General features: G+C 71.4%; 27 protein-coding genes. 15 read left to right on the top strand and 12 right to left on the bottom strand.

The features are described 5' to 3' along the window. The first annotated feature begins 1,129 nt into the window (after nt 1-1,129). The 4 genes from ACIO3O_RS02875 to ACIO3O_RS02860 all read left to right on the top strand — a co-directional run bounded on the left by ACIO3O_RS02875 (nt 1,130) and on the right by ACIO3O_RS02860 (nt 4,886). On the top strand, nt 1,130-2,305 hold the full coding sequence (locus ACIO3O_RS02875; protein ID WP_401741102.1) for a bifunctional DNA primase/polymerase: 1,176 nt from the start codon (nt 1,130-1,132) through the stop codon (nt 2,303-2,305). Further along, complete coding sequence (locus ACIO3O_RS02870) at nt 2,302-3,945, top strand: phage/plasmid primase, P4 family (RefSeq protein ID WP_401741099.1); 1,644 nt, start codon at nt 2,302-2,304, stop codon at nt 3,943-3,945. The genes ACIO3O_RS02875 and ACIO3O_RS02870 overlap by 4 nt, the downstream gene beginning before the upstream one ends. A gap of 157 nt (nt 3,946-4,102) precedes the next feature. Continuing rightward, the gene (locus ACIO3O_RS02865) at nt 4,103-4,486 is read left to right on the top strand and encodes a DUF6009 family protein (RefSeq protein ID WP_189823634.1); all 384 of its coding nucleotides are present in this window, start codon (nt 4,103-4,105) and stop codon (nt 4,484-4,486) included. 103 nt (nt 4,487-4,589) lie between these two features. Beyond that, complete coding sequence (locus ACIO3O_RS02860) at nt 4,590-4,886, top strand: hypothetical protein (RefSeq protein ID WP_401741097.1); 297 nt, start codon at nt 4,590-4,592, stop codon at nt 4,884-4,886. Between the two features lie 24 nt (nt 4,887-4,910). Here the strand turns inward: ACIO3O_RS02860 and ACIO3O_RS02855 are convergent, their stop codons facing one another. Continuing rightward, entirely contained in the window at nt 4,911-5,435 is a 525-nt protein-coding gene (locus ACIO3O_RS02855; RefSeq protein ID WP_401741095.1) for a TetR-like C-terminal domain-containing protein, read from the bottom strand. Nucleotides 5,436-5,581: 146 nt separating this feature from the next. On the opposite strand from ACIO3O_RS02855, the gene ACIO3O_RS02850 reads away from it, so the two are divergent. Then, nucleotides 5,582-5,989, top strand: a complete 408-nt coding sequence (locus tag ACIO3O_RS02850) for a DUF4440 domain-containing protein (protein WP_401741094.1) — start codon at nt 5,582-5,584, stop codon at nt 5,987-5,989. Here the strand turns inward: ACIO3O_RS02850 and ACIO3O_RS02845 are convergent. Beyond that, nucleotides 5,934-7,301, bottom strand: a complete 1,368-nt coding sequence (locus ACIO3O_RS02845) for an MFS transporter (protein WP_401741092.1) — start codon at nt 7,299-7,301, stop codon at nt 5,934-5,936. The two genes, ACIO3O_RS02850 and ACIO3O_RS02845, sit on opposite strands and share 56 nt — an antisense overlap. Nucleotides 7,302-7,373: 72 nt before the next feature. Here ACIO3O_RS02845 and ACIO3O_RS02840 point away from each other — a divergent pair, with 72 nt between their 5' ends. Then, entirely contained in the window at nt 7,374-8,459 is a 1,086-nt protein-coding gene (locus ACIO3O_RS02840) for a GlxA family transcriptional regulator (RefSeq protein ID WP_401741090.1), read from the top strand. Continuing rightward, a complete protein-coding gene (locus ACIO3O_RS02835) occupies nt 8,456-9,223 on the top strand; it encodes an N-acetyltransferase (protein ID WP_401741088.1) in 768 nt (255 codons plus the stop codon). Before ACIO3O_RS02840 ends, ACIO3O_RS02835 begins: the two co-directional genes overlap by 4 nt. Before the next feature lie 19 nt (nt 9,224-9,242). Here the strand turns inward: ACIO3O_RS02835 and ACIO3O_RS02830 are convergent, their stop codons facing one another. Next, nucleotides 9,243-9,677: a hypothetical protein gene (locus ACIO3O_RS02830; RefSeq protein ID WP_401741087.1), complete on the bottom strand. Its 435-nt coding sequence runs from the start codon at nt 9,675-9,677 to the stop codon at nt 9,243-9,245. A 112-nt stretch (nt 9,678-9,789) separates the two neighbouring features. Further along, on the bottom strand, nt 9,790-10,368 hold the full coding sequence (locus tag ACIO3O_RS02825) for a helix-turn-helix domain-containing protein (protein WP_401741085.1): 579 nt from the start codon (nt 10,366-10,368) through the stop codon (nt 9,790-9,792). 176 nt (nt 10,369-10,544) lie between these two features. On the opposite strand from ACIO3O_RS02825, the gene ACIO3O_RS02820 reads away from it, so the two are divergent. Then, nucleotides 10,545-11,426: a class I SAM-dependent methyltransferase gene (locus ACIO3O_RS02820; RefSeq protein ID WP_401741083.1), complete on the top strand. Its 882-nt coding sequence runs from the start codon at nt 10,545-10,547 to the stop codon at nt 11,424-11,426. Nucleotides 11,427-11,506: 80 nt separating this feature from the next. Here ACIO3O_RS02820 and leuE read toward each other — a convergent pair whose 3' ends face one another. Together leuE and ACIO3O_RS02810 are read right to left on the bottom strand one after the other, a co-directional pair. Continuing rightward, nucleotides 11,507-12,163 (bottom strand): leucine efflux protein LeuE, encoded by a 657-nt coding sequence (gene leuE, locus ACIO3O_RS02815; RefSeq protein ID WP_401741080.1) that lies wholly within the window; start codon nt 12,161-12,163, stop codon nt 11,507-11,509. A 66-nt stretch (nt 12,164-12,229) separates the two neighbouring features. Beyond that, nucleotides 12,230-12,742, bottom strand: a complete 513-nt coding sequence (locus ACIO3O_RS02810; protein WP_401741079.1) for a hypothetical protein — start codon at nt 12,740-12,742, stop codon at nt 12,230-12,232. A 39-nt stretch (nt 12,743-12,781) separates the two neighbouring features. Between ACIO3O_RS02810 and ACIO3O_RS02805 the strand changes: the two genes are divergently transcribed. Next, nucleotides 12,782-13,777 carry a helix-turn-helix transcriptional regulator gene (locus ACIO3O_RS02805; protein WP_401741076.1) on the top strand — a complete coding sequence of 332 codons (996 nt, stop codon included), beginning with the start codon at nt 12,782-12,784 and terminating at the stop codon, nt 13,775-13,777. Here ACIO3O_RS02805 and ACIO3O_RS02800 read toward each other — a convergent pair. Continuing rightward, complete coding sequence (locus ACIO3O_RS02800) at nt 13,732-14,208, bottom strand: GNAT family N-acetyltransferase (RefSeq protein WP_401741074.1); 477 nt, start codon at nt 14,206-14,208, stop codon at nt 13,732-13,734. The genes ACIO3O_RS02805 and ACIO3O_RS02800 overlap by 46 nt on opposite strands. A 98-nt stretch (nt 14,209-14,306) precedes the next feature. On the opposite strand from ACIO3O_RS02800, the gene ACIO3O_RS02795 reads away from it, so the two are divergent. Both ACIO3O_RS02795 and trxA read left to right on the top strand, forming a co-directional pair. Beyond that, entirely contained in the window at nt 14,307-14,720 is a 414-nt protein-coding gene (locus tag ACIO3O_RS02795; RefSeq protein WP_401741072.1) for a MerR family transcriptional regulator, read from the top strand. Between the two features lie 19 nt (nt 14,721-14,739). After that, nucleotides 14,740-15,072: a thioredoxin gene (gene trxA / locus ACIO3O_RS02790; protein ID WP_401741070.1), complete on the top strand. Its 333-nt coding sequence runs from the start codon at nt 14,740-14,742 to the stop codon at nt 15,070-15,072. Nucleotides 15,073-15,361: 289 nt separating this feature from the next. Here the strand turns inward: trxA and ACIO3O_RS02785 are convergent, their stop codons facing one another. Then, nucleotides 15,362-16,288 carry an NADP-dependent oxidoreductase gene (locus ACIO3O_RS02785; RefSeq protein ID WP_401741068.1) on the bottom strand — a complete coding sequence of 309 codons (927 nt, stop codon included), beginning with the start codon at nt 16,286-16,288 and terminating at the stop codon, nt 15,362-15,364. Between the two features lie 102 nt (nt 16,289-16,390). On the opposite strand from ACIO3O_RS02785, the gene ACIO3O_RS02780 reads away from it, so the two are divergent. From ACIO3O_RS02780 to ACIO3O_RS02765, 4 genes are all read left to right on the top strand, one after another. Continuing rightward, a complete protein-coding gene (locus ACIO3O_RS02780) occupies nt 16,391-17,122 on the top strand; it encodes a TetR/AcrR family transcriptional regulator (RefSeq protein ID WP_401741066.1) in 732 nt (243 codons plus the stop codon). A 198-nt stretch (nt 17,123-17,320) separates the two neighbouring features. Beyond that, nucleotides 17,321-18,448, top strand: a complete 1,128-nt coding sequence (locus ACIO3O_RS02775) for an NADH:flavin oxidoreductase (RefSeq protein WP_401741063.1) — start codon at nt 17,321-17,323, stop codon at nt 18,446-18,448. A gap of 240 nt (nt 18,449-18,688) precedes the next feature. Further along, on the top strand, nt 18,689-19,732 hold the full coding sequence (locus ACIO3O_RS02770) for a dipeptidase (protein ID WP_401741061.1): 1,044 nt from the start codon (nt 18,689-18,691) through the stop codon (nt 19,730-19,732). Next, the gene (locus ACIO3O_RS02765; RefSeq protein WP_401741059.1) at nt 19,729-20,259 is read left to right on the top strand and encodes a hypothetical protein; all 531 of its coding nucleotides are present in this window, start codon (nt 19,729-19,731) and stop codon (nt 20,257-20,259) included. Before ACIO3O_RS02770 ends, ACIO3O_RS02765 begins: the two co-directional genes overlap by 4 nt. A gap of 105 nt (nt 20,260-20,364) precedes the next feature. On the opposite strand, the gene ACIO3O_RS02760 is transcribed toward ACIO3O_RS02765, so the two are convergent. Genes ACIO3O_RS02760 through ACIO3O_RS02745 form a run of 4 tightly spaced genes read right to left on the bottom strand, consistent with a single transcriptional unit; the run spans nt 20,365 to nt 25,587 of the window. Next, nucleotides 20,365-21,075: an ABC transporter ATP-binding protein gene (locus ACIO3O_RS02760; RefSeq protein WP_401741057.1), complete on the bottom strand. Its 711-nt coding sequence runs from the start codon at nt 21,073-21,075 to the stop codon at nt 20,365-20,367. Then, the gene (locus ACIO3O_RS02755) at nt 21,072-22,937 is read right to left on the bottom strand and encodes a dipeptide/oligopeptide/nickel ABC transporter permease/ATP-binding protein (RefSeq protein ID WP_401741054.1); all 1,866 of its coding nucleotides are present in this window, start codon (nt 22,935-22,937) and stop codon (nt 21,072-21,074) included. The genes ACIO3O_RS02760 and ACIO3O_RS02755 overlap by 4 nt, the downstream gene beginning before the upstream one ends. Beyond that, a complete protein-coding gene (locus ACIO3O_RS02750; RefSeq protein WP_401741052.1) occupies nt 22,937-24,007 on the bottom strand; it encodes an ABC transporter permease in 1,071 nt (356 codons plus the stop codon). The genes ACIO3O_RS02755 and ACIO3O_RS02750 overlap by 1 nt, the downstream gene beginning before the upstream one ends. A gap of 5 nt (nt 24,008-24,012) precedes the next feature. Then, entirely contained in the window at nt 24,013-25,587 is a 1,575-nt protein-coding gene (locus tag ACIO3O_RS02745; protein WP_401741050.1) for an ABC transporter substrate-binding protein, read from the bottom strand. Nucleotides 25,588-25,742: the final 155 nt, after the last annotated feature.

Here is a 25,742-nt window from a genome sequence, read left to right as displayed (position 1 = left end):
ACGAGTGACAGCGCCCCGACAGGGGACCGGCCACGGGATGAGCATCGTGGCTGCCACGCCCAGGCGAACCGTGGCAGCGAAACACGATCGTCAAGCGTCGACTCGTCCGCGCGTCAGTTCAGTTTCCCAGTCCTTGAGTCCCTCGGTCCCTCTTCTCCATCCGGCTGTCCGGGACGTGCGTCCCTCTCCCGTGCCGCGGTTGCTGCTGCGTACGGACGACACCTTGATGGCCGCAGCACATGGACGGGGTCTTCGACTGGAGCACGGTTCGCACAGTCCCGACTCCGCGCCGGGACTGGAGGTCCATCCGGTCGATCCTGCGGGGTCGGCGGGTGGCCGCCGAGGGACGGAAGCCGGCCTGGAGGGACTGGGAGGGACTGAAGTTCCACCTCTGGAACATCTGTGCCCCCTTCGGTCGTGCGGCGTATTTCCTCGCGGGTGCCGGTGTGCTCGGGACTGAAGCCGGAGGGACGGAGCAGTTCGGTCCCTCCGTTCAGTCCCTTTGAAAAAGCCCAGGTCAGAGCGGTGGAGCTGGATCTGATCAAGGGGCTGAGGGACTGAAGGGACTCAACTTTGCAGTATCCATCCCAATTGTGTGCGCGTGTGTATGCGGACGCGTGTAGAAGGCAGGTATGTGTCTGGAGCGCTCATAACTAGGATTTTGAGTCCCTTCAGTCCCTTTCAGTCCCTGTTGAGTGCGGGCGCAACCCGCTGACCTGCAGGTTTACCGAGGGACTGAAGAGGAGGGACCGAACTGCTCCGTCCCCGGGTCTTCAGTCCCTGGGTCCGGAAGGACGGAGAAAAGACCGACTGCCGGATATGTGTACGACGTACGGTCATGGGGCACCCGCTGCCCCCGCAGGACTCGCGCGGCACGCGCCGCCAACGGGGCGGTACGAAGATCGCCCACCCGCCGAGGGCTCAAAGGGACTCAAGGGACTGAAGAACTGATACAACGGCAGTTCCCCGCGGAGATTGCCCACCCTTGCGCTAGGCTCAGGAGCTCATAGGAAAGTTCAGTCCCTTCAGTCCCTCGTACAGGTGCCAATAGGGCGCTGACCAGCGCTTTTACTGACAGGGACTGAAAGCACCAGAACGCACGACCTCTGACCCCGACAAGGACGACCGCGTGCCGCGCCACGGTGAGACCAGTACCCCAGTCCCTTCAGGGACTGTGCGGGCACACGATGTTGCCCGCTGGTGCGCAGGCAACGGCTGGCCGGTGCACCCGTTGGCTCCGGGCCGGAAGACGCCTGCCGCCAACTGCAACAAATGCCGGGAGATCGGTCACCAGACCAGGGACTGTCCGTGCATCCCCGCAGGCCGGTGGTGCCACGGCTTCCGGGCCGCGACCACCAACGCCGCCCGGATCGACGACTGGTGGGGCGCGCACCCGGCGATGGGCGTGGGCGTCGCCTGCGGTCCCGCAGGACTCGTCGTGCTGGACGTGGACGCGCACAGTGCCGAAGTGCCGCACCGCAATCGGCTCCTGCCGGGCATCCACATCGACCCGCGCGTCGACCTGACGGGACTGGCCTCGGGGTTCGACACACTCGCCCTGCTCGCGGCCTACCGGGGCCACCAGGACCCGGCGAAGGACGAAACGACCCTGCGCGTACGCACTCCCTCGGGAGGTCTGCACATCTGGTACCGGAACACCCGTCCCGAGACCCGCTTCCGTTCCTCCACCGGGTCGAGCCCCAAGGTCGCGCTGGCCTGGCAGGTCGACATCCGTGCGGACAACGGCTACATCGTCGCGCCCACCAACCGGATCCCGCAGGGGACCTACGCCCCGGTCGGCGATGCCCGGATGCCCGCCGCCCTGCCGGACTGGCTCGCCGACGAACTGACCCGCACCGGGCACGTCGTCCAGGTCCGGGCCCAGGCTCCCGCAGCCACGCGTGCCCCCGGCGACGTACAGGCCCAGAAGGCGGTCAGGACCCCACAGCAGCCACTCGAAGCCCTGAAAGCCCCTCTGGGGCCTTCTACGGTCCCCTTCCCCCGCCTACGTGCCCCCAGCGCTCCCAGGGCCGCACAGCGGCTCCTGGACCCTCTCCTGGCCGAGGTCGCGGCCTGTGCGGCGATTCCGGAGGGGGCGAGCTTCTCCGAGAAGCTCAACAGGGCCGCGTACACCGCGGGCGGACTGGTGGCCGGCGGCCACTTCGCGGAACCGCAGGTACGTGAACTCCTGGTCCAGGCGGCCCAGACGGCCCGCCCGCACCAGCCGCAGCGCAACACCACGATCATCGACTCCGCCCTTGCCGCAGGTGCCACCCGACCGCTCCACCCCCAAGGACGCCCATGAGCAGCGCCGAGAGCACGAGCTTCGACGCCACTGCCGCCGCTCAGCAGATGCTCGAATTCCCGGTTCCCGAACCGGATTCGGACACCGCGACCGCCAGCACCGCCCTGCCCGCCCAGCAGGTGTCGGGCCACCCCGGCGCGCCCGGACCGCTCGCCGTGCACGAGCCGTACGACGCCCTCGGACAGCTCCCGCACATGCTCACCGACCGGGGAAACGCCAAGCTGTTCGCCCAGCTGTACGGGGACCAGTTCCGCCATGTCGAGGGACTGGGCTGGTACTCCTGGGACCAGTACCGGTGGAAGCGCACCGGTGGTGAGAAGGCCGCACTGTGGGCTGCCGGGGACATGGCCGAGCAGATGCCCGCGCAGGACCCGCGCGGCTTCTTCAGCGACCGCGAGCTCTATGCCCACCGCAAGCGCACCATGTCGACCCCCGGCATGAAGGCCCTGCTCACGCAGGCCAAGGCGTCGCCCGCGCTGACGCTCGACCCGGACGTCCTGGACGGCGACGCGTACGCGCTGTGCACCCCGGACGGAGTCGTGGACCTCCAGACCGGTGACATGCACAAGCCCGATCCGGTCAAGGACATGCACTCGCGGGCCACCAGCGTCGGCCCCGAGAACATGCCCACCCCGCGCTGGCACAAGTTCCTGCACGACACCTTCGGCGACGACGAGAAGGGACTGGAGACCATCCGGTTCCTGCACCTGCTGCTCGGCTACTCGATCACCGGGGACGTCGGCGCGCAGGTCCTGCCGTTCCTCTTCGGCGCGGGCGCCAACGGCAAGTCCGTGCTGCTCGACGTGATGATCCAGATCCTCGGCGACTACGCGGACGCGGCCCCGCCCGGCTTCCTGATGGAGAAGGGCAAGTTCTCCGAGCACTCCACCGAGCTCACCGAACTGCACGGCCGCCGCATCATGGTCTGCTCCGAGCTGAAGCCCAACGACAAGTTCGACGAGTCCCGGGTCAAGCTCCTCACCGGTGGCGACCGCATCAAGGCCCGTCGGATGCGGCAGGACTACTTCTCCTTCGCGCCCACCCACAAGCTGTGGCTCCTCGGCAACCACCGCCCCGAGGTCGGCACCGGCGGGCACGCCTTCTGGCGCCGCATCCGCCTCATCCCGTTCGAGCGCGTGGTGCCGAACAAGCACAAGATCGACAACCTGGCCTTCGAACTCGTACGGGACGAGGGGCCCGGCATCCTCCATTGGCTCATCGAAGGTGCGATGAGCTACCTGGAGACCCGGGACCCGCTCACAGGTCCCGATTCCGTACGTATGGCCACCGAGGCGTACGAGTCGACCGAGGACCACATCGGCCGATTCCTCAAGGAGTGCTGCATCAAGAGCCCGCCCACCGCCAACGGGCCCGACCGCTCCTCCGACCTCCGTGTCGAGCAGGGCGTGCTCTACGCCGCCTACGGCACCTGGTGCAACGCCAGTGAGGGAATCCGGCCCGCGACCTCGCGTTCTTTCGCCAGCCGCATCCGTCAGGAGCTCGGTCTGGCGTCGCCGAACGACATGATGAAGTCCAGCGGAAAGAAGTACTACCCGGGTCTGGGCCTGCTCTCGGACGAGGACGATCCGGCGGTCGCGGGGGCCGTTTCCGGCGTTTCGAACGGCCCGGCAATCACATGACGCCCATTCGTGCACTGTGCCTTGACAGCGGGCAGCCTTACGATGGGTACCGAGCCTCCGGGCAGACGCACACACGGGACCCGAAGAGCGGACCCGGCCCGGAGCGAGAAAACCGAGGCCGGTGCGTGGCCGGACACAACGAGGAGGGGCTTCAGCCATGAGCTCGCTACTGAACGAGAGCGATCTCGCCCACGAGAATGCGGTGGTGTGGCTGGAGAGCCCCGACGACCTCGACTACGTGCGTCAGGCTCTCGACAAGACCCCCCGCCGTCGCGGCAAGCCCCGCTACGCCCGGGACGGCCGTCTCGTCGGCTACACGGAGCTCGACGAGCACGCCGAGGCCGACCCCGACAGCGGTCTGCACAAGCGCCGGGTCTTCTTCCTGCTGCCGCACGACCGCGACACCGCCCCCGGCGGGTACTACGCGGAGGGCGCGCCCGGCGAGGCCGTCGACCCGCGCACGATCGACCCGCAGAAGGTCGGCGAGAAGACGCCGCGCTCGCAGCAGGGTGCTTCGGCAGCAGCCATAGCGATGCCCTGAGACAGCGACATTCCCGACGCCCTGACGCCATGCCCGCAGGCGTGGCGTTCGAGGCGTTGACGGAGTGGGACGCGGACGGGGCCCGATGGGAGAAACTGGCGGGGTGACCTCAGCCCCGGCGCAGCAGCCGTTTCGCGACCGAGACCGTCCTGCGCTCGGGCGTGGCGTCTCGACCCTGATCCCGTCCGGTCCCGGAACGGCCCCGGACTCCGCCGCGGACCGCGCGCGGGCGGCTCTCGCGGGCGTACGGACAGTACTGGTGCACGTCGGAGTGCTGGAAGCCGCGGTCGTACTGCTGGAGGAGCGTTCCCTGACCAGCGACGACGCGACCGAACGGGCGGCCGCCGCCGCGACGGTGGCCAAGCTGAGGGAAGCGATGGAGGGGGCCGACGTCTCCTGACGGCCGGGTCCGCCTCCCGAACAATCAGGGTCGTACGAGTGCGCCGTGCAGGGCCGTGTGGACCGTGCGCGTGACGAACGCGTCGTCCAGCGGTACCTGGCGGAAGGCGATGCGCAGCCAGGCGGCTCCGGCGAGCATGTCCATGAGGTGCATCAGGAGGGCCGGGTCGGTGTCGGGGGCGAGTTCCCCGCGGGTGATCGCGCGGTCGAGGATCGGCTGCTCCTTGGCGAGCCGGTTGGCGAAGAAGGTCCGGGCGTGGGCGGCGAGTTCGGGGCTCTGGGTGATGGCGCCGAGCGCGGCGACCGCGATCTTGGAGGCCGTCGGCGTGGTGAGCAGCGTGACGACGGAGCCCAGGACCGCTTCCAGGTCGCCCTGGAGCGAGCCTGTGTCGGGGAGCGGGAAGCCCAGGTGCGTGCCGTTGACGAGAGCGGCCCCCAGCAGCGCGCCCTTGGAGGGCCACCAGCGGTAGAGGGTCGTCTTGTGTTGACCCCGGCGCGCTCGGCGACGCCTTCGACGGTCAAGCCTACGAGCGACGACGGGCTTGTCCACAGAGCGGCGGTGGGCGACCATCGGGCGCGGTGGGTGCGTAAGGGACGCGCCCCTCGGGTGGGGAGACGGGCGTGGTGGAGTCGGGTGCGGGGGAAGCGGAATCCGAGCCGAGGGGTTTTCTCGACCCGGGGGCACCGCAGGAGTACGTGGCTGGAGTGAAGGCGGAACTCGACCGGCTGATGGAGGTCTTCCTCGGCGCGTTCGACAACCGGGGCGGGCGGCGTGCGAACGTCGGCGTCGTACGGGAGGTGTTCATTCCGGAGGGGATGATCATCAGCAATATCGGCGGTGAGCCGGTGATCTACGACCTCGACGGCTTCGTGGCACCCCGGGAGAAGATCCTCAGTGACGGGACGCTGACGGAGTTCTCTGAGTGGGAGGTCGCGGAACGGACCGAGATCTTCGGGACGGTCGCGCACCGGTTCAGCGAATACGGCAAGTCCGGCTTCCGCGAGGGCGAGTGGTTCGAGGGCGCGGGGCGCAAGACGACCCAGTTCCTCAGGACGCCGACCGGCTGGCGGATGAGCTCGATGGCGTGGGACGACGTGCGGTAGCCGGGGCGGGGCGGACACCGTCCCGGGCTGTGTCCCGTACGGCGTTTCGGACGGACAGGGACAGCAGGGCGCCCGCCGCGCACAGGGCGCCGACTCCGGTCCAGACGAGGTCGTACGAGCCGAACGTGTCCCGGACCGTGCCGCCGACGAGGGCGACCAGGGCCGCGCCCAGCTGGTGCGCGGTGCTGATCCAGCCGAACACGATCGCGCTGTCGTCGCCGTAGTGCTCGCGGCACAGCGCCAGGACCGGCGGCACCGTGGCCAGGTCGAGCAGGCCGAAGAGGACGACGAACAGCATCATCGGCACGCCGACCGTCGGAGCCATCAGCAGGGGGAGGGTCAGCAGCAGGACCCCGCGCAGCGCGAAGTACACGGCCAGCAGACGGCGGGCCGGTCGGCGGTCCGTGAGCCAGCCGGAGGCGATGGTGCCGGCGACGTTGAAGACGCCGATCAGGGCCAGGAGCGTCGAGGACGTGGTGGCGGACATGCCGTGGTCGTGGGCTGCGGGGGTGAAGTGGGTCCACATGACGCCGTTCGTGGACGCGCCGCAGATGGCGAAGGCACCGGCCAGCAGCCAGAAGGGGCGGGTGCGCGCCGCGTTGCGCAGGACGCGCAGGGTGCGCCGGGCGGCGCCGTGCACGGGTGCGGCCCGGGGCACGAAGGAAGCCGCACCGTACGGTTTCGCCCCGAGGTCCGACGGGTGGTCGCGCAGGAAGAGCCAGACGGCGGGGGCCACCGCACAGGCCGCCAGCGCGACGGTCACCAGGGCGGGACGCCAGGAGTAGTGGTCGACCACCCGGGCGAGGGCGGGGAGGAAGACCATCTGCCCCAGCACACCCGCCGAGGCGAGCACCCCGGACACCAGTCCGCGACGGCGCACGAACCAGCGTTGGGTGACGGTCGCACCGAAGGCCATGGCCGTCGACCCCGTGCCGAGGCCGACCAGCAGGCCCCAGAAGAGGGTCAGTTGCCAGGCGGCGGTCAGCACGGTCGAGGTGAGGAGGGCTCCCGCCGCGACGGTGACGAGGGCGGTGGTGACGACCCGCCGGATGCCGAAACGGTCCATCAGCGCTGCGGAGAAGGGGGCGGTGAGCCCGTACAGCAGCATGTTGACGGAGGTCGCGAAGCCGATGGAGCCGCGTGACCAGCCGAATTCCTCGTGCAGCGAGGTGGTGAACAGGCCGGGGAGGGTGGAGAACGCACCGGCGACGACGATCGCGAGCGCGGTGAGGGCGGCGACGCGCCAGGCGGGGTGAGGGGTGCGGGGTGTCCTGTCCTGGGCGCTCCGGTGGGCAGTGGTGTCGGTGTTCATGGGGAAGATCCTTCGGGATGCAGGCAGGGACCGGCCAGTGGCCAGATGGTCAGCCTGTGAAAGAATCTGGCCATGAGGAGTGCCGTGAGCGGTGATGTGCGTGATGAGGTGAACGAGGGGGCGCGACGGCTGCACCGGGTCGTCGTGCTCGTCCGCCCCGGGCTGCTTCCCATGGAACTGGGCATCGTGCACCGGTTGTTCGGCCATGCGCGGTCGGCGGACGGGGAGCGGCTGTACGAGGTGGTGACGTGCACGCCCGCGCCGGGGGAGGTCGCGACGGACGCGGACTTCACGGTGAACGTCGGGGCGGGACCGGAGGCGCTGGAGGGCGCGGACACCGTCGTCGTACCGGCGGCGGAGGAGGACTACGAACCGCAGGAGCGGGGGCGCATCGACCCCGCGCTGGCGCAGGCACTGACCCGGATTCCCGCCGGGGCCCGCATCGCGTCGATCTGCACCGGCAGCTTCGTCCTCGCGGCGGCGGGGTTGTTGGCGGGGCGGCGGGCGACGACCCACTGGAAGTCCTGCGCGGAGTTCCGGGAGTTGTACCCGGAGGTGGACCTCGACCCGGACGTCCTCTACACCGACGACGCCGGAATCCTCACGTCCGCCGGAGTGGCCTCGGGCGTTGACCTCTGTCTGCACATGATCCGCAGCGACTTCGGCGCGGCGGTGGCGAACGCGGTCGCGCGCAGCACGGTGGTGCCGCCGCACCGGGAGGGCGGTCAGGCCCAGTACATCGAGCGGCCCGTTCCCGCTCCCGACGTCTCCTCGACGGCCGCGGCCCGCGCCTTCGCACTGGCACACCTGGACCGGCCGCTCGCCCTCGCGGATCTGGCCGCCGAGGCGGCGATGAGCGTACGGACCTTCAGCCGCAGGTTCCGGGAGGAGGCCGGGATGACCCCCGTGCAGTGGCTCGCGGGGCAACGGGTGCAGCGGGCGCGGCAGTTGCTGGAGGAGACGGACCTGCCGGTGGACCGGGTCGCGGGCGAGGCGGGGTTCGGGACGGGCGCTTCGATGCGGCAGCACTTCCAGGCGGCGCTCGGGGTGTCGCCGCACGCGTACCGGGGGACCTTCCGAGGGGTGCGTGCGGGGGAGGAGGAAGCGGAAAACCGCTGGTCGAAGCGGGTGGGGGTAGGGCAAGATCCCGTTTCATGACCGAGAACGACAGCATCCGCATCAGCCCGTTCGCCGAACGTCCCGAACTGATCGGGCGGGCGTACGAGATCGCCGACACCTGGCCGGAATTCACCTCGTACGAACCGGTCGTGAACGCGCTGCTCCACCAGGTCGTCGCGGAGTTCCCGCAGTACTGCGTGGTCGCCACCGACGGGGACCGGGTGGTGGCGCGCGGGTTCAGCGTGCCGTTCAACGCGGAGCTCGAAGGCCGCGAGGAGACGCCTGACGGCGGCTGGGACCAGGTGCTGCTGTGGGCGTTCGCGGACCGCAGGAACGGGAATCCGCCGACGGTCGCCAGTGCGCTGGAGATCACGATCGACGCCGACTACCTCGGCCGCGGGCTGTCGTACCGCATGCTCGACGCGATGCGCGGTGCCGTCGGCGCTCAGGGACACGGCACCCTGCTCGCGCCGGTGCGCCCCAATGCCAAGCACCTGCGGCCGACGGCGCCCATGACCTCCTACGTCCGGGAGCTCCGCGAGGACGGGCTGCCGGCGGACCCGTGGCTGCGCGTGCACGTCAAGGCGGGCGGCACGGTGGAGAAGGTCGCGCCCGCGTCGATGACGGTGAGCGGTTCGCTGGCCGAGTGGCGGACGTGGACCGGGCTGCCCTTCGAGGCGGACGGGGACGTGGCGGTTCCTGGGGCGCTCGTGCCGGTGCAGTGTTCCCTGGTGCACGACCGGGCGGTGTACGTCGAACCGAATGTGTGGGTACGTCACCGGGCGGCGCGGCCGAGCGCGTAGGACCAGGGGGACGCGAGCGCTACGGGCAGGCCACAGGGGTGAGCGGCGGAACTCCGTCGGCGTACCAGCGGTCGTCCGCCTGCGTGACCTGCCAGGTCAGGCAGGACGGGCGGCCGTCGGCAGCGGTGGCCAGGAGCTGCACGAAGCGGGCGTCGCCGGTGGTTCGCAGCGTGGCAGGGGGGTTCGCGAGGCCTGCGTCGGTGAGGCGGGCCAGGAGCGTTTCCGCGTAGTCGTCCCCGGTCGTGTCCGGGGCGAAGAGGTTCTGGAGGCGGTCGGCGTCCCGGTCGCGTACGGCTTGCGCGACGTCCGTGCGCAGCGCGGCGGCCGACGGGGAGCCCTCCGGGGGTTCGTGGGCGATGGAGACGCAGATCCCGGTGATCCAGAGCGCGAACCCCAGGAGGAGAAGGGCGAGCAGGACGGGTTTCTTCCGGGGGACTGCCGGGCGGGAGGGCAACGCGGCTGCTCCTTCGGGAGGCGGGCGGTGTGCCGAGACTGTCATGGGGGCCGCGCGCCACGGGGGCGGAATTCGGTCGGGGTTCCGGTCAGGGATTCGGTCGGGGTTCCGGTCAGGGATTCGGGCGCAGATGGGTGCGTTCGCCGTCGTGGTCGAGGATGCAGAGCATCTCCGCCGGGCCGTCGTACGCGCCGAACGCGTGCGGGATCATCGTCGAGAACTCCGCGGCCTCACCGGCCTCGACCAGGATCCTCCGCTCGCCGAGAAGCAGTTCCACGGTGCCGGACAGCACGGTGAACCAGTCCTTGCCCGGGTGCACCCGCTGGGAGTCGGCGCTGCCCCGGGGGGCCGGTTTGGTGAGGCGCATTTTGGCCACGGTCATGCCCTGGGGGCCGGGCTCGCGGCTCAACAGCCAGGTGGTGCGGCCGTGTGCCTCGTCGCGCTGCGGGCGGATCACCACGTCGTCGTCCGCGACCGTCTCCACAAGCTGGTCGAGGGAGGTGCCCAGCGCGCGGGCGATGGGGGCGAGCTGGTCGAGGGCGATCCGGCGGTGGCCCGTCTCGATGCGGCTCAGCGTGGACGGGCTCAGGTAGCAACGGGCGGCGAGCTCGTCCAGGGACCAGCCCTTGGCCAGGCGCAGGCCCCTGATCCTCTTGCGGACCAGGTTGTCGAGTTCTCCGTCTTGCGTCATGCGCAAGATTGTATGCCGGGTGCGCAAGCCTGCCGTACGGTCGTGAGTACGGGGAGCCGCAACGAGAGTCGGGAGCAGGTCGGATGACACAGCAGAATGGGGCTTCGGGGAGCCACGGGCACGTACCTGGGCATGGGGCTGGGCACGGGCACTCCCACGGCGCTGGGCACGCTGACATGCACGGGCACGGCGAGGTGCACGGACACGGTGGGCACGACGAGGCGGATGAGGCCCTGCTCGCCGAAGTCCTCGACCTCGACGCCGAGGTCCTCCACTCCTACCTCGCCGAGGTCACCGGCCTGCTCGCCGACCTGACCGCCGATGCGCCGCCGCGACGCATCCTCGACCTGGGCAGTGGCACCGGTACCGGCACCCTCGCGCTGCTCCAGCAGTTCAAGGGGGCCGAGGCCACCGCCGTCGACCTCTCCGCGGAGATGCTGCGTCGCGTCACCGCCAAGGTGGGCGCGGCCGGTGTCGCCGAGGACCGGGTCCGTACCGTACGAGCCGATCTGGACGCCGACTGGCCGCAGGGCCTGGGACCCGTCGACCTGGTGTGGGCCTCCGCGTCCCTCCACCACATGGCCGACCCCGACCGTGCGCTCGCCGAGCTGCTGGCGACGCTGCGGCCCGGGGGACTGCTGGCGGTGGCGGAGATGGACGCGTCCCCGTTCCCGCGCTTCCTTTCCGAAGAGCTGGAGGCCGCGCTCGGCAGGCCGGGGCTGGAGGAGCGGCTGTACGCGGCCGTCGCCGGGCAGCACGCCGAGGCCGTGCCGCATCTCGGCGCCGACTGGGGTGCGCGGCTGACGGCCGCCGGGTTCGCCGTCGAGACGGAGCGGCGCTTCGACATCCGGCTGTCCGCACCGCTGCCCGCCGCCACGGGGCGGTATGCGCAGGCCACGTTGCGGCGGCTGCGGGACCGCCTCGCGGACGTGTTGGGCGCCGAGGACTCGGCCGCGCTCGCCGCGTTCCTCGACGAGGAGGGGCCGCAGAACGTTCTGCGCCGGGACGACCTCACCGTCGTGACGTCGAGGACGCTGTGGGTGGGCCGGAAGCCGTAACTCCGGATGTACGGCGAACGCCCGGGGCGCGAGGGCGTCTCCGGGCGTTCGGCCGAGGTTCTTCGGTCGGGGCACTGGGCTCAGGCGCTGGCCAGCGTCAGCTTCACCGCGAAGCCGAGGAACAGCACTCCGGCACCCGTGGTCGCCCCCGCCGAGAGCCGCTTGCGGCGGCGGAAGGCGGCGGCGAGCCGGGTGCCGCTGAAGATCAGTGCGGTGAGGTAGAGGAAGCTGGCCAGCTGGGCCAGCGCCCCGAGCAGGATGAAGGACAGCGCCGGGTAGGCGTAGGCCGGGTCCACGAACTGAATGAAGAAGGAGAGGAAGAAGAGGATCGCCTTCGGGTTGAGGAGGCTGATCACCAGAGCGCGCCGGTACGGGCGCTCGATCGCGGACGGCGCCTCGGCCGCCGGGGTCTCGGCGTCGGCCTTCTCGTGCCGGGTGCGCCACATCGACCATGCGGCCCGCATCATGCCGATGGCGAGCCAGGTGAGGTAGCCCGCTCCGGCGTACTTCACGATGCCGAACAGGAGCGCGTTCGCCTGGAGCAGGGAGGCGACCCCGGCCGCGGAGAGCACCATCAGCACGGTGTCGCCGCACCACACGCCCGCGGCGGCCGTGTACCCGGAGCGGACGCCACGGCGGGCGGCTACGGAGAGTACGTAGAGCGAGTTCGGTCCCGGCAGCAGGACTATCAGGACAAGACCTATGAGGTAGGTCGGGAGATCGGTTACACCCAGCATGGGGGGAGTGTCACACGCCCAGGGCCGGTCCCGCCGCGCCTTTTCGCATGCCGGACGGGAGCGGGTTCACTGCGCCACGACGGGACCGGTCAGACCCGTGTCGTGGGCGGACAGGGAATCCGTCAGATAGGCGTCGAGGTCGGGGATGTCCGGGACGAGCATGTGGCGGACCCAGGCGTTGCGTTCGTGGAGGAGGGGCGGGAGTTCCCAGACGCAGCCGAAGAGGTTCAGGGGATTGTCCGGGCGGGGGCGCAGGCGGACGAAGTGGGTGGGGTCCTGGTCGGGGCAGCCCAGGACGGGCTGGCCCGCCGCCGCGCCGTCGAAGTGCAGGGCGTTGTCCCAGGCCCAGCTGTACGCGTTCATGTACGCCCCGGTGTCACCGCCCTTGTGGAGGACGACGAACGTGGCGGGCGGCGTTCCGTCCGGGGGCGGGAGCAGGTCGGGGAGGATCGCGTACGCGGCCTTCTCGACGTCCGCGGGGATTCCGGCCGGGTCGCCGGAGACGTGATAGCGCTTGATGAGGCGGCCGCCGGACTCGATCGTCGGCAGGACCCAGAGGTGCTTCTCCTGAAAGGGCATGGGTGGACGGTAGGAGCGCTTCACTGACACCGTGTGACAGTGAAGTCCAGCCGCCTGCTGTCGATCCTGCTCCTGCTCCAGACCGGGGGCCGGATGACCGCCGCCCAGCTCGCCGCCGAACTGGAGGTGTCGCTGCGCACCGTCTACCGGGACGTCGAGTCGTTGGTCGCGGCCGGGGTGCCGCTGTACGCGGATGCCGGGCACGGCGGGGGATACCGGCTGCTCGACGGGTACCGGACACGGCTCACCGGCCTCAACAGCCCGGAGGCGGAGGCCCTCTTCCTGTCCGGGGTGCCCGGTCCGGCCGCAGCGCTCGGGCTCGGGGCCGAGCTGGCGGCCGCCCGGCGCAAGCTGCGGGCCGCCCTGCCCGTCGAGCTGCGGGAGCAGGCGGACCGGATGAGTTCCCGCTTCCACCTGGACGCGCCGGGCTGGTACGCGCAGGCCGACGAGGTGCCGTACCTCGCGCAGGTGGCGGAGGCGGTGTGGCGGAGCAGGACGATCGACGTCCGGTACCGGCGGTGGAAGGAGCCGACGGAGGTGGAGCGCAGGCTCGATCCGTACGGGCTGGTGCTGAAGGCGGGGCGTTGGTACGTGGTGGCCGGGGCGAGCGGGGCGGGGCCGCGGACCTATCGGGTGGACCAGATCCTGCGGCTGGCGGACGCAGGCGCGGAGTTCGAGGTTCCGGAGGGCTTCGACCTGACTGCCCACTGGCAGCAGTACCAGGCGGACTTCCCTGCCCGGCTGTACCGGGCGGAAGCTGTCGTACGACTGGCTCCGGGCGCAGGTGCCCGGCTGACCGGCGTCGCCGCGCGGGCGCTGGAGGCCACCGGTGTGCCCGAGCCCGACGGCTGGACGCGGGCCGTGCTGCCCGTCGAGAACCTGGACCACGCGCACGGTGCCTTCCTCGCGCTCGGCGCGGACGTCGAGGTGCTGGAACCGCCGGAACTGCGGGACCGACTGGCAGCGACGGTGCGGGAGTTGGCGGCCCGCTACGGGGCCGCGGGGGCGGGCGAGGGCGTCAGCTCGCGCTCGTAACAGAGGGAGGTGCTCAGGCCCTCGTACGATCCGAAGTTCGGGATGCGGCGGTAGCCGGAGCGGGTGTAGAAGCGGACGGCGTCGGGTTGCGCGAGCCCGGTCTCCAGCCGCAACCGGGTCCAGCCCCGGGACCGGGCCCACTCCTCCAGCGCTGCCAGGACGGCGGTCGCGACGCCCGCACCGCGCTGGTCCGGGGCCACGTACATGCGCTTGACCTCGCCGATTCCGGCGCCGAGGTCGCGCAGTCCGCCGCAGCCGACGGCAGTTCCGTCCTCGGTGCGGGCGACGAGGAACACCGCGATGTCCTCGGCCGACGGGGGTGTGCCCGGCTCGCTGTCCGGGGTTCCGTACCGTTCGGCGATCTCCGTGCGCTGACGGGCGCGGAGGGCGGTGGCGGCGGGATCGTCCCAGCTCACTTCTTCGGTCTTCATGGGCGTGGATTGTGCCGGAGGCGTGTTTCAGGAACGTTCCGGGGACCGGGGGTCGGCTCGTTGCCTTGACGTCGGGGTCAACGTTTAGCGTCGTACCCATGCGCATCGGCGAGCTGGCGGAACGGGCCGGGGTCAGCACCCGGACCCTGCGGTACTACGAGGCGCGCGGGTTGTTGCCCGCGCGGCGCTCGGTCAACGGGTACCGCGTGTACGGGGACGACGACCTGCGGCTCGTGGAGCAGATCCGCACGTTGCAGGACGTCGGGTTCGGGTTGGAGGAGACCCGTCCGTTCGTGGAGTGCCTGCAGGCCGGGCATCCGGCGGGGGACTCCTGTCCGGCCTCGCTCGACGTCTACCGGCGCAAGCTGGCGGAACTCGACGTTCTGATCGAGGAGTTGCGGGCCGTGCGCGAGCAGGTCGGTGCACAGCTGGTCCGGGCGGAGGCGGACCTTCCGGAAGGGCCCGAGCCGCTCTGCGAGCTGGGCCGTGCGTGGCAGGACCAACAGGGTTGACGCGAAGAAGGGGATCACGATGATCAAGGCAGCAGGGGTGGACGAGGTCACGGATGCGACCTTCGGGGACGCGGTGCTGGGCGCTGACCTTCCGGTGCTGGTGGAGTTCACCGCCGACTGGTGCGGTCCGTGCCGCCAGTTGGCCCCGGTGCTGAGCGCGATCGCGCAGGAGGAGCGGGACCGGCTGAAGGTGGTGCAGATCGACGTCGACGCCAACCCGGAGACGACCGTGGCGTACGGGGTGCTGTCGATGCCGACGCTGATGGTCTTCCGGGGAGGCGAACCGGTGAAGTCCATGGTGGGGGCACGCCCGAAGCGCCGGCTGCTGGAGGAGCTTGCGGACGTGCGCTGAGGGGTGCTGCGGGGTGAGGGCCGAGGGGCGCTGTGGGGTGCTCGTCCCACAGGTGCGCCCGCGGGTCGTTCGTCAGGCGGACCGGGTGGGCGAGTGCTTGCTCGTGCGCGTCACGGGCGGATGTGAAGGGTCCGGCGAGGCCACCCCCTTCCGGTCGACGTCCATGATGGATGCCGGACCAGGTGGCGGCCCGCGCCGTGCGGCGATGACGCGAGTCGCTGATCCCCTGTTCGTCACAGCGGGTGAGGTTGCCGCGGGGCACGGATCCCGGTCGGCCCCGCGTGCCGGGTCAGGGCACGGTGATGACGATCTTGCCGCGCGCATGGCCGGTGGCGCTGAGGTCATGGGCCGTGGCTGCCTCCTTCAGCGGGAACACGGCGTGCAGCGGGACGGTGAGGCGGCCCTGGTCGGCGAGCTCTGCCGCCAGTGGCAGTCCCGCCCAGCCCGGCGACTCTCCCGGTTGCGACCGGGAGAGTCGCACCCCGTGCCGGGCGGCGTCGGGGTCCGCGATGGTGATCACGCGGTGCGGGTCGCCCGCGATGGCCACGAGTTCGGCGAGGGAGCCCTTCCCGGCCGCGTCCAGGACCACGTCGACACCGTGCGGGGCCAGTGGGGCGAGACGATCGGCCAGCCCCGCCCCGTAGGTGACCGGTATGACGCCGAGTTCGCCGAGGAAGGCGTGGTTGCGTTCGCTCGCGGTGCCGATCACGGTGAGGCCCCGGGCGCGGGCGAGCTGTGCGGTGATGGTGCCGACGCCTCCGGCGGCGCCGTCGATCAGCAGGGTCATGCCCTCGGTGACCTCCAGGGCGTGGAACACGCGTGTGGCCGTGTCGATGTTGCCCGCGGCGCCGCCCGCTTCCTCGAAGGTCCACGACCGGGGCTTGGGCGCCCATGCCTCCAGTACGGCGTACTGGGCCGTGGCGCCTCCCAGGTCGGCGAAGGGTACGAGGCCGAAGACCGCGTCCCCCACGGCGGTGCCGGTCACTCCCTCTCCGACCTCGTCGACGATTCCGGCGGCATCCATGCCGGGGATGTGGGGGAGGTCCAAGGTGGCGACGGACCGCAGCATTCCCGCGCGCAGGTAGTGGTCGGCGGGGGTGATGCCGGTGGCACGGACCGCGATGCGGACCTGCCCCGGCCCGGCGTGCGGCTCTTCGGCCTCCTCTACGCCGAGGACCTCGGAACCCCCATAGCGGTGGTATCGCACAGCGAACACGGACAACCTCCGTACACAGGACCGGCCGCGGGACTCCGCGGCTCCTGAGCACGCTAACCCGCTAAACGGACACCCTCTTCCGTTTGTGGTTAAGTGAGAGACATGCCTGCTCAACCGTCTCGGAACTCCCGGAACCCCCAGACCTCCCGGAACTCCAAGACCTCCGGGAACTCCTCTTCCGACGCCCTCGCTCCCGCCCCTTCCCCGGGGCAGCGGGCCGACGCCCGGCACAACCGCGCCCAGCTCCTCAGCGCCGCCCGCGAGGCGTACGCCGTCAACGGCACCGACGTGCCCTCCAGCGCGATCGCCCGTAAAGCCGGAGTGGGTGCGGCCACCCTGTACCGGCACTTCCCGACCCGTGACTCGCTGATCGCCGCCGCGTTCTCCGAGCAGCTCGGCCAGTGCGTCGCGGCCCTCGACGACGCCCTTGAGGACGACGATCCCTGGCGCGGACTGCGTACCGTCCTCACCAGGGTGTGCCGCATGCAGGCCCAGGACCGGGGGTTCAGCGCCGCGTTCCTCTCCCGGTTCCCCGACGCGCCCGGCCTCCACCGCGAGCGTGCCCGTGCCGAGGAGTCCCTGGCCCTGCTGGTGCAGCGCGCGAAGGACAGCGGACAGCTGCGCGCGGACTTCGAGCCCAGCGACGTCACCCTGCTGCTCCTGGCCATCAACGGCGTGCTGCGGGACTCCCCGGCGGAGTCCCTGGCCGCGTCCGACCGCCTGCTCGCCTACTTCCTCCAGTCCTGCCTGCCGACGGACGGCCCTCCCCTGCCGCCACCCGCCCGACTCCGGCTCGACGACCTCTACAAGCCGCCCTCCCCGCGCGGAGGATGACACCCGGGTGAGACGGGGGGGGAGGGACGAGCGGGACGGCACGACGGGGCGACGGGACCCGCCCGCACCGTGGTCCGGATCACAGCGGGTGGGCCCCCGGCCCCGGAATGCCTCGGTGGCCCGGCCGGTTGGCACACAGGAATCCGACCGCCCGTACGTGCTCTCGAAAGTGCTTCGGCACTTGAGGAGGAACCCTCCGTGACTGACGCCTCGTCGCCCGCATCCCGCGCCGCGGACATCCTGTCCCGCCCCGTCGCGCTGAACGGCCTGACCGTTCCGAACCGCATCGCGATGGCCCCGATGACCCGCATGTTCTCGCCCGGCGGCGTCCCCGGTGAGGACGTCAGGTCGTACTACTCACGCCGGGCCGCCGCAGGCGTGGGCCTGATCATCACCGAGGGCACCTACGTCGGCCACGACTCGGCGGGCGACAGCGACCGGGTGCCCCGGTTCCACGGCGAGGAGCAGCTGGCGGGTTGGGCGCAGGTCGCCGCCGACGTGCATGCGGCCGGGGGCACGATCGTGCCGCAGCTGTGGCACATCGGCACGGTCCGCAAGGCCGGGAGCCCGCCCTTCGCCGACGCCCCCTCGGTCGGCCCTTCCGGCATCGTGGCCGACGGGTCCGAGGGCACGGGCCGGACGATGACGCAGACCGACCTGGACGACGTCATCGGCGCGTTCGCGCAGGCGGCCAAGGACGCGGAGCGCATCGGGTTCGACGGCATCGAGGTGCACGGCGCGCACGGCTACCTGGTCGACCAGTTCCTGTGGGAGGGCACGAACCGCCGTTCCGACGCGTACGGCGGTGACCCGGTCGCCCGGACGAAGTTCGCCGCCGAGATCGTCGCCGCGATCCGGGGCAACGTCTCCGCCGACTTCCCGGTGATCTTCCGCTACTCGCAGTGGAAGCAGCAGGCGTACGACGCCCGCCTCGCCGAGACCCCGCAGGAGCTGGCGGCGATCCTCGAACCGCTCGCCGCAGCGGGCGTCGACGCCTTCCACGCCTCCACGCGGCGCTACTGGAACCCCGAGTTCGACGGCTCGGACCTGAACCTGGCGGGCTGGACCAAGAAGCTCACCGGCAAGCCCACCCTCACCGTCGGTTCCGTCGGCCTCAACGGCGACTTCATGGGCGCCTTCAAGGGCGAGGGTTCGCAGGCCAGGGGCATCGACGACCTGCTGGAGCGCATGGAGCGCGACGAGTTCGACATGGTCGCCGTCGGACGCGCGCTGCTCCAGGACCCGCTGTGGGCCCAGAAGGTCCTGACAGGCCGCCTCGACGAGCTCGCCCCGTACGACGCGGCGGCCCTGAAGACCCTCAGCTAGCGGCCCCTGCGGCACGCCACCCCTGCCCGGCCGGCTCCGGCACCCCGCACCGACTGCGGGGCGCCGGAGCCGAGTTGGCCCGACATGCTCACGACACGGGCAGCCGTCCGCCCGTCCCGTCGGCTCCCACACCGTTGGTCCCAGCGACGAAGGCGGACGGGTTTCTTCGTCGTCATGGATGAACTGTGAGCCCACCGGCCGCCCTAACGTCAGGGTCAACTCTTACCGGAAGGCTCCGACGTGCCCGCTGATCTGCACCAACGCGCCATCGTCGCCGATACCCACAACGACCTGCTGATGGCGGTGTCGGCCCGGCCCCCGTCGCGCTGGGCCGACTTCTTCCGCGAGCGGTGGCTGCCGCAACTCCAGGCCGGCGGCGTGGACATCCAGGTGCTGCCCGTCTTCATCGACGACGCCTACCGTCCGGAAGGCGCGCTGCGCCGCACCCTGCGGATGATCGAGACCGCCCACGTACTGGCCGAGGGGAACCCGGACACCGTGGCCCTGTGCCGGGACGGCGACGAGATCGACGCCGCTCTCGCCGCGTCGAGGATCGCGCTCGTACTCGCGCTGGAGAGCGCGCCGGGCATCGACGCCGACGTCGAGCTGTTCCACACCCTTCACCGTCTCGGTGTACGGGTCGCCTCCCTCGCGCACTGGAGCCGCACCCCGCTCGCCGACGGCAGCGGGGAGGACGCCACCGGGTCCCGGCTCACCGCCGCCGGGGTCCGGGCCCTGGCGGAGATGGAACGGCTCGGCATGCTCTTCGACGTGTCCCACCTCGGCGCCGCCGGGGTGGGACACGTACTCGAACTGGCCACCCGGCCAATCATGGCCACCCACTCGTCGGCCCGCGCACTCCGCGACCACCACCGCAATCTGACCGATGACCAGCTCCGGGGAGTCGCCGCCACCGGCGGTGTCGTCTGCGTCAACTTCTTCCCCGGCTTCCTCGCCGAGGACAAGAAGGACCGCACCCTGGACAAACTGGTGGACCACATCGAGCACGTGGCGTCGGTCGCGGGCATCGACCACGTCGGCATCGGGCCCGACTTCGTGCGCGAGGTGCTGCTCGACGTCACGCCGCCCTGTTGCGAGGACCTCGATCTCGGTCTCGACGGCATCGACTCGCTCTTCACCCTGCCGGGGCTCGAAGGACCGGCGGGACTCCCCCTGGTGACGGCGGAACTCATCCGGCGCGGCCACCCCGAGAGCGACATCGGGAAGATACTCGGCGGGAACGTCCACCGGCTCTTCCGCGCGGAACTGGGGCGCGCCCGATGACGCCCACCGCCGACACGACGCCCACCGCCGACACGACGCCCACCGCCGACACGACGCGCGCCGCCGCCGAGCACGCGGCCCTCGCGGAGTCGCCCGGCCACGTCGCCGTATGCGAAGTCCACCGGCCGGCGGAGTTCGAGGAGATCGACCGGCTCTTCGGCCGCATCCGGCAGTACGCGCCGGCCCAGGGCCACGGCATCGGCTTCGCCCTCAAGCAGCACCAGCGCGACTGGGCCCTGGCCCGGGGCCTGGACCGGATCACCTGGACCTTCGACCCGCTGGTCCGGCGCAACGCCCACTTCAACCTCACCAAGCCGGGCGCGACGCCGGAGGAGTACCACGCCGGGTCCTACGGCACGATGCGGGACGCGATCAACGGCACCGCGCCCGGCGCCACCGCACCGGCCCCCGTACCCGTGCTCGCCGCCGACCGCGACGGCCGGGTCACCGGCATGCCCGGCCGGACCGGCTACGCGGTCGACCGCGCTCCCTTCCGGCCGGACTGCGCCGCACCACGCTCCCGCTGAACGGACCACGAACGAACCCCGAACGAGCCCCGTACGAACGAAACGGCGTGTGCCGCCTGCCGGATGTCGGCAGGCGGCACACGCCGTTCCGCTCCGTATCGCGCCTCAGGCGGAGACCGGCCTGGGCACCGCGTCCAGCAGCGCCCGCGTGTACGCCATGCGCGGGGCCGCGACCACCTCCTCCACCGGGCCCTCCTCGACGAGCCGCCCCTGGTGCAGCACCGCGACCCGGTCGCAGACGTACCGCACGACCGCGAGGTCGTGCGAGATGAAGAGCATCGAGAGGTCCAACTCCGCCTGGAGCGAGCGGATCAGGTTGAGCACCGAGCCCTGCACCGAGACGTCCAGCGCCGAGGTGATCTCGTCCGCGACCAGCAGCTCGGGCCGCGTGCCCAGGGCGCGCGCGACGGCCACCCGCTGCCGTTGGCCGCCGGACAGCTCCCTCGGGTACCGGGCGGCGTACCGCGGGGACAGCGACACCAGCGACAGCAGCCGTTCCACCTCGGCCGCCCGCTGCACGCGTGACAACGTTCCGGCCCGCCCTCCCGCCAGCCCCTCGGCGACGGAAGCGCCCACCGTCATACGGGGGTTGAGCGAGCCGTACGGGTCCTGGAACACCATCTGCACCTTGTGCCGGGCCGGGCCCTCGATGGTGCCCCGGTACGGGACCAGCCCGGTGACCGCCCGCGCCACTGTCGACTTGCCCGACCCGGACTCTCCCACCAGGCCGACCACGGTCGCCGGCGGGATGTCGAGGTCGAGTCCCTCGACGACGGTCCGGGAGCCGTACCGCACGGTCAGGTCGGTGATTCTCATGATGCCTCCCAGCAGGCCGCTCGATGGCCCGCCCCGTGCTCGACGAGCACCGGGCGTTCCGTGCGGCATCGGTCGGTCGCGGACGCGCAGCGGTCCGCGAAGGTGCAGCCGGGCCCCAGTTCGGCCGGGGACGGCTGGGTGCCGGGGATGCCGGTCAGTGGGGCGTGCCGGTCGGTGTCCATCGTCGGTACGGAACCCAGCAGTGCCCGGGTGTACGGGTGCACGGCGCCGTCCGCGAGCCGGGAGGTCTCCAGCTCCTCGACTATCGCGCCCGCGTACATCACCGCGACCCGGTCGCAGAGTTCGCCCGCCAGCGCGATGTCGTGGGTGATGAACAGCACGCCCGCGCCGGTCTCGTCGGTCACCTCGCGCAGCAGTTTGAGGATCTGCCGCTGCACGGTCACGTCCAGGGCCGTCGTCGGCTCGTCGGCGATGATCAGCCGGGGTGCGCCCATCAGTCCCATCGCGATGACCGCACGCTGGCGCATGCCGCCGGACAGCTGGTGCGGATGCATCCGGGCCGTCCGCTCCGGGTCCGGCAGCCGTACGCTGCCGAGCCGGTCGACGGCCCGCTGCCATGCATCGGCACGGGTGGCGCCCTGGTGGACGACCGAGACCTCGGCGAGCTGGCCGCCGACCCTGAGCGCCGGGTTGAGCGAGGCCATCGGGTCCTGGAAGATCATCGCCAGTGAGGTGCCCAGCAGCTTCCTGCGCGCGTTCTCCGCCAGTGAGTTCACCTCCTGCCCGTCCAGCCGCAGCCGGCGCGAGTCGACACGGCCCGGGTGGGGGACCAGTCCGCCGATCGCGGACGCCGTCATGCTCTTGCCGCTGCCGGACTCCCCGAGCAGGCCCACGATCTCGCCCTGCCGGATGGTCAGCGACAGGTCCCGTACGGGTCGCAGCCCGCCGGGAAAGGTGACGGTGAGGCCCCGGACGTCGAGTACCGCGTCCGGCTCGCCCTCGACCGTCCCGCTCCCGTCCTGCTGAGGCTCGGCGGGCGAGATCCCCGTCGCCGACGAGGCCTTGTCGCTGCCACCCGCCGCTGCGGACCGCCGTGCCGCGGCGTCCGAGAACGAGTCGCCGAGCAGGGCGAAGCCGAGTCCGGCCAGGACGATCGCCACGGCCGGGCCCACCGCCACCACCGGGGTGACGTAGATGTGCCCGAACGCGTCGAACAGGAGCCTTCCCCAGTCGTACGAAGGAGGCTGTACGCCGAGCCCGAGGAACGACAGTCCCGCGAGCCCCAGCAGCGCCCCGCTGATCGCCTGGGCGCACGTCATCACGAGGGGCTCGGCGATGTTCGGCACCACGTGCCGGAGCAGGATGCGGTGCCGGGGCACGCCCATCATCCTGGCCGCGAGCACGTAGTCGGAGGTGGCGATCGACACCGCCAGGCTGTTGGTCAGCCGGGCGAAGGCGGGCGCTGTCGCGACGCCGATGCCCAGGACCGCGCCGGGCGCGCCGAGTCCGGCGATCACCGCGGTGAACATCGCGAGCAGCAGCCCGGGGAAGGCGACCAGTGCGTTGACCGCCGAGGTGACCAACTGCCCGGCGCGCCTGGGCAGTACGGACGGCAGGGTGCCCAGGACGAGCCCGATGCCAGTGCCGATGGCGGTGGCCAGCAGCGCGAGGAGCAGGGTGAAGCGGGTGGCCACGAGGGTACGGGCCAGCAGGTCGCGGCCGAGCGCGTCCGTGCCGAGGGGGTGGGCGGCCGAGGCGCCCTCGCCGATCGCCGACGGGTCGAAGCGGGTGGCGGCGTCCCCCCAGACCATCGGGGCGAGGACTGCCAGCAGGGCGAGCAGGGTGACGAGCGCGAGTCCGGTGCAGCCGGACGCGGTACGCGGCAGGCGCGGGCGGCGCATCATGCCTCCTCGGGCGCGGGGACGGAGTTCAAGGCGGCGTTCAGGGCGGACCTCGGGTCGAGGAAGCCGAGCAGCAGGTCGACGAGGAAGTTCACGACCAGCACGATCGCCCCGTAGACGAGGATCACGCCCTGGGCGACCGGATAGTCCTGCTGGGTGATGGCCTCGACGGTGCGCTGGCCGAGCCCCGGCCAGGCGAAGACGCTCTCCACCAGCACGCCCGAGGTGATCAGCGAGGTGAGCAGCAGCCCTCCCATGGTGAGGGTCGCGGTGAGCGTGTTCGGCAGCAGGTGGCGCAGGTGGAGCCGGGCGGAGGGAAGGCGTTTGGCGCGCGCCAAACGCATGTACTCGCTGCCCAGTTCGCGCTGGGTCTCGACGCGGGTGACCCGGGCGAGGAGCGCCGCGGGGCCGATCGCGAGGGCGATCACGGGCAGGACGTACGAGGACGGGCCTGCCATTCCGGCGGGCGGCAGCCAGTGCAGGCCGACCGCGAAGACCGTCACCAGGCCGATCGCGTAGAGGAATTCGGGGATCGAGTTGGCGGTTCCGGTGATCCCGGAGAACAGGCTCCGGGTGAGCGGGCGGCGGCCGTTGTCGGTGCGTACGGCCGCCCACATGCCGAGCGGGATCGCGATGCCGAAGGCGAGCACCGTACCCAGGAGGGCGATCGAGACGGAGTGGGGCAGGCGGTCGGCGATGACGTCGCCGACCCGCTCCGAGGTGAGGAAGGACGTGCCGAGGTCGCCGCTGAACACGTGGCCCACGTAGTCCAGGAACTGTCGCAGCAGCGGATCGTCGAGGCCGAGCGCAGCCCGCCGCCTCTCCACCACCTCCAGCGGCGCCGACGCACCGAGGGAGCCGCGGACGGGGTCCCCGGGCAGCAGGTGGATCATCAGGAACGAGACCACCAGCAGGACGGCGAGCGAGAGCGTCAGGCGCAGTACGGCACGGAGCAGGAAGGCGAGCGGGAGCCGACGGCGCACGGTGCGCGGGGCCCGCGAGGCGTCGGGCACGGCGCGGGTGGTCCGCGAGGCGTCGGGCACGGCGCTGTGCGGACTGTTGTCGGGCATGCGGATCACTTGCCTTCCGTGTGCAGCCGGATGGTGGTCGGGTACACGATTCCGGGCACCATGCGCAGGGAGCCGTTCCGGGTCGCCAGCGTGGTGGTCAGGTCGACGATCGGCATGATGTCGTGGTGCTCCACGAGCGATGCCTCGGCCTTGTTCCACAGCACGCAGCCGGGCTCGCCCGGGATGCCGAGTGCCCGGCCGGTGAGGGCTTCGTACCGCTGGTTCTTCAGGTACAGGAAGTTGCCGCCGTCCGGCGGGGTGGGGCCGGACAGGACGCCCATGAGCATCGAGGGCAGCGGGACGTTGATGGGCAGGGCGCCGATGTCCCAGTCGAGGGTGCCGTTGGTGGTGTCGGCGAGGCGGCCGCCGGTGAGGCCGAGGAGCTTGACGTCGGCGCCGACGCGTTTCCACTCGGCGGCGGCGTACTCGGCGGTGGCCGCGGCGGCCTCGCCCCGGCCGCTGGCGAACACCAGGGTCAGCGACAGCTTGCGACCGTCCTTGACCCGTACTCCGCCCGCGTCCTCCCGCCAGCCGGCCGCGTCCAGGACGGCCTTGGCTCCGGCGAGGTCGTTCGGCGGCAGGTAGCGGGAGAAGTCGACGCTGGGGCAGGGGCGCGGCTCCGAGACCATGCCGTGGGGCGGGGCGCCGCTGCCGCCGGACGCCATCTTGCCCAGGGCCTCGATGTCGAGTGCCATGGACAGCGCCTTGCGGACGGCCGGGTCGGCGGTCGGTGTGCCCTTGCTCTGCCGGAAGAGGAACAGTTCGCTGCCGGTGGGTACTTCCTCGGTCCGGATGCCCTGGACGGCCTTGAGGCGGGCCCGGTCAGGACCCTGGACGAAGGTCGCGTTGGCGGCACCGGCGACCATGAGGTTGGTGGAGGTCTGTTCGTTGGCGACCACCTGCACGACCAGCCTTTCCGGCATGCCGGCCGAGGTGGCGCCACCGGGGCCCCAGGCGTAGTCCTTGCGCAGCCGGAAGGAGTAGCGGTCGCCGGGCTGCACCTGTACGAGTCGGTACGGGCCCGAGCCCGACATGCCCCGGGCGAGCAGCTTGCGGTCGGTGAGGCCCTTGCCGCAGACGAGGTACATCATCGCGGAGGTCTGCAGGATGAAGCTGAACGGCTGCGGTGTGGCCAGGGTGACGGTGCCGGCTGCGTCGTCGGCCCTGGCGGTGAGGCCGGCGGGGACCGTGACGCCGAGGCGGAGCGATCTGGTGGCGGGGGCGGTCTCGTGGGCGACGTTCGCGGCGACGGTGCTCGGCGTCAGCGGTGACCCGTCGGAGCAGGTGATGCCCTTGCGGAGGGTGTAGGTCACGGATGTCGGCGTCACCCGCCACTTCTCGGCGAGCCCCGGTACCGTTCTGCCCTTCTCGTCGCTGGAGACCAAGGTGTCGTAGCCGATGGACAGCAGGAGGTTGGTGCCTCCCGCCGTCGAGTGCGAGGGGTCGAGTGCGCCGGGGGCCAGCGGCGTGGTGAGGGTGAAGGTGTCGCCGTCCGGGGCCGGACCGCCGGTGGCGGCGCAGCCGGTGGTCGCGAGCAGCAGGGACAGGGCCGCGGCCACGGTGGTGCGGAGGGGTTTCATGGAGGACTCCAGAAGCGGAACTTCGGGACGCGAGGGGGTGTCGTGCGGGAGTGGGCACCACCCTGTCCGCTCTGCGGCCCCCCGGTATTCGTGCCGGAGCACAAAACTCGGGTGGCTGTCCGTCCTGGCGGCCAACGGGACGAACCTGGCGGCCA

Source organism: Streptomyces sp. NPDC087440 (assembly GCF_044744005.1).
Lineage (GTDB): Bacteria > Actinomycetota > Actinomycetes > Streptomycetales > Streptomycetaceae > Streptomyces.
The sequence above is the reverse complement of the archived record's forward strand: the minus strand, read 5'-3'. Positions and strand labels throughout refer to the sequence as shown.

Coding starts and splice junctions, on each gene's coding strand:
- ACIO3O_RS02780 (WP_401741066.1), top strand. CDS start 16,391: ATGCCTGCTCAACCGTCTCGGAACTCCCGGAACCCCCAGACCTCCCGG.
- ACIO3O_RS02765 (WP_401741059.1), top strand. CDS start 19,729: ATGACGCCCACCGCCGACACGACGCCCACCGCCGACACGACGCCCACC.
- ACIO3O_RS02795 (WP_401741072.1), top strand. CDS start 14,307: ATGCGCATCGGCGAGCTGGCGGAACGGGCCGGGGTCAGCACCCGGACC.
- ACIO3O_RS02800 (WP_401741074.1), bottom strand. CDS start 14,208: ATGAAGACCGAAGAAGTGAGCTGGGACGATCCCGCCGCCACCGCCCTC.
- leuE (WP_401741080.1), bottom strand. CDS start 12,163: ATGCTGGGTGTAACCGATCTCCCGACCTACCTCATAGGTCTTGTCCTG.
- ACIO3O_RS02750 (WP_401741052.1), bottom strand. CDS start 24,007: ATGCCCGACAACAGTCCGCACAGCGCCGTGCCCGACGCCTCGCGGACC.
- ACIO3O_RS02755 (WP_401741054.1), bottom strand. CDS start 22,937: ATGCGCCGCCCGCGCCTGCCGCGTACCGCGTCCGGCTGCACCGGACTC.
- ACIO3O_RS02760 (WP_401741057.1), bottom strand. CDS start 21,075: ATGAGAATCACCGACCTGACCGTGCGGTACGGCTCCCGGACCGTCGTC.
- ACIO3O_RS02870 (WP_401741099.1), top strand. CDS start 2,302: ATGAGCAGCGCCGAGAGCACGAGCTTCGACGCCACTGCCGCCGCTCAG.
- ACIO3O_RS02810 (WP_401741079.1), bottom strand. CDS start 12,742: ATGCCCTTTCAGGAGAAGCACCTCTGGGTCCTGCCGACGATCGAGTCC.
- ACIO3O_RS02865 (WP_189823634.1), top strand. CDS start 4,103: ATGAGCTCGCTACTGAACGAGAGCGATCTCGCCCACGAGAATGCGGTG.
- ACIO3O_RS02845 (WP_401741092.1), bottom strand. CDS start 7,301: ATGAACACCGACACCACTGCCCACCGGAGCGCCCAGGACAGGACACCC.
- ACIO3O_RS02745 (WP_401741050.1), bottom strand. CDS start 25,587: ATGAAACCCCTCCGCACCACCGTGGCCGCGGCCCTGTCCCTGCTGCTC.
- ACIO3O_RS02835 (WP_401741088.1), top strand. CDS start 8,456: ATGACCGAGAACGACAGCATCCGCATCAGCCCGTTCGCCGAACGTCCC.
- ACIO3O_RS02820 (WP_401741083.1), top strand. CDS start 10,545: ATGCACGGGCACGGCGAGGTGCACGGACACGGTGGGCACGACGAGGCG.
- ACIO3O_RS02825 (WP_401741085.1), bottom strand. CDS start 10,368: ATGACGCAAGACGGAGAACTCGACAACCTGGTCCGCAAGAGGATCAGG.
- trxA (WP_401741070.1), top strand. CDS start 14,740: ATGATCAAGGCAGCAGGGGTGGACGAGGTCACGGATGCGACCTTCGGG.
- ACIO3O_RS02840 (WP_401741090.1), top strand. CDS start 7,374: ATGAGGAGTGCCGTGAGCGGTGATGTGCGTGATGAGGTGAACGAGGGG.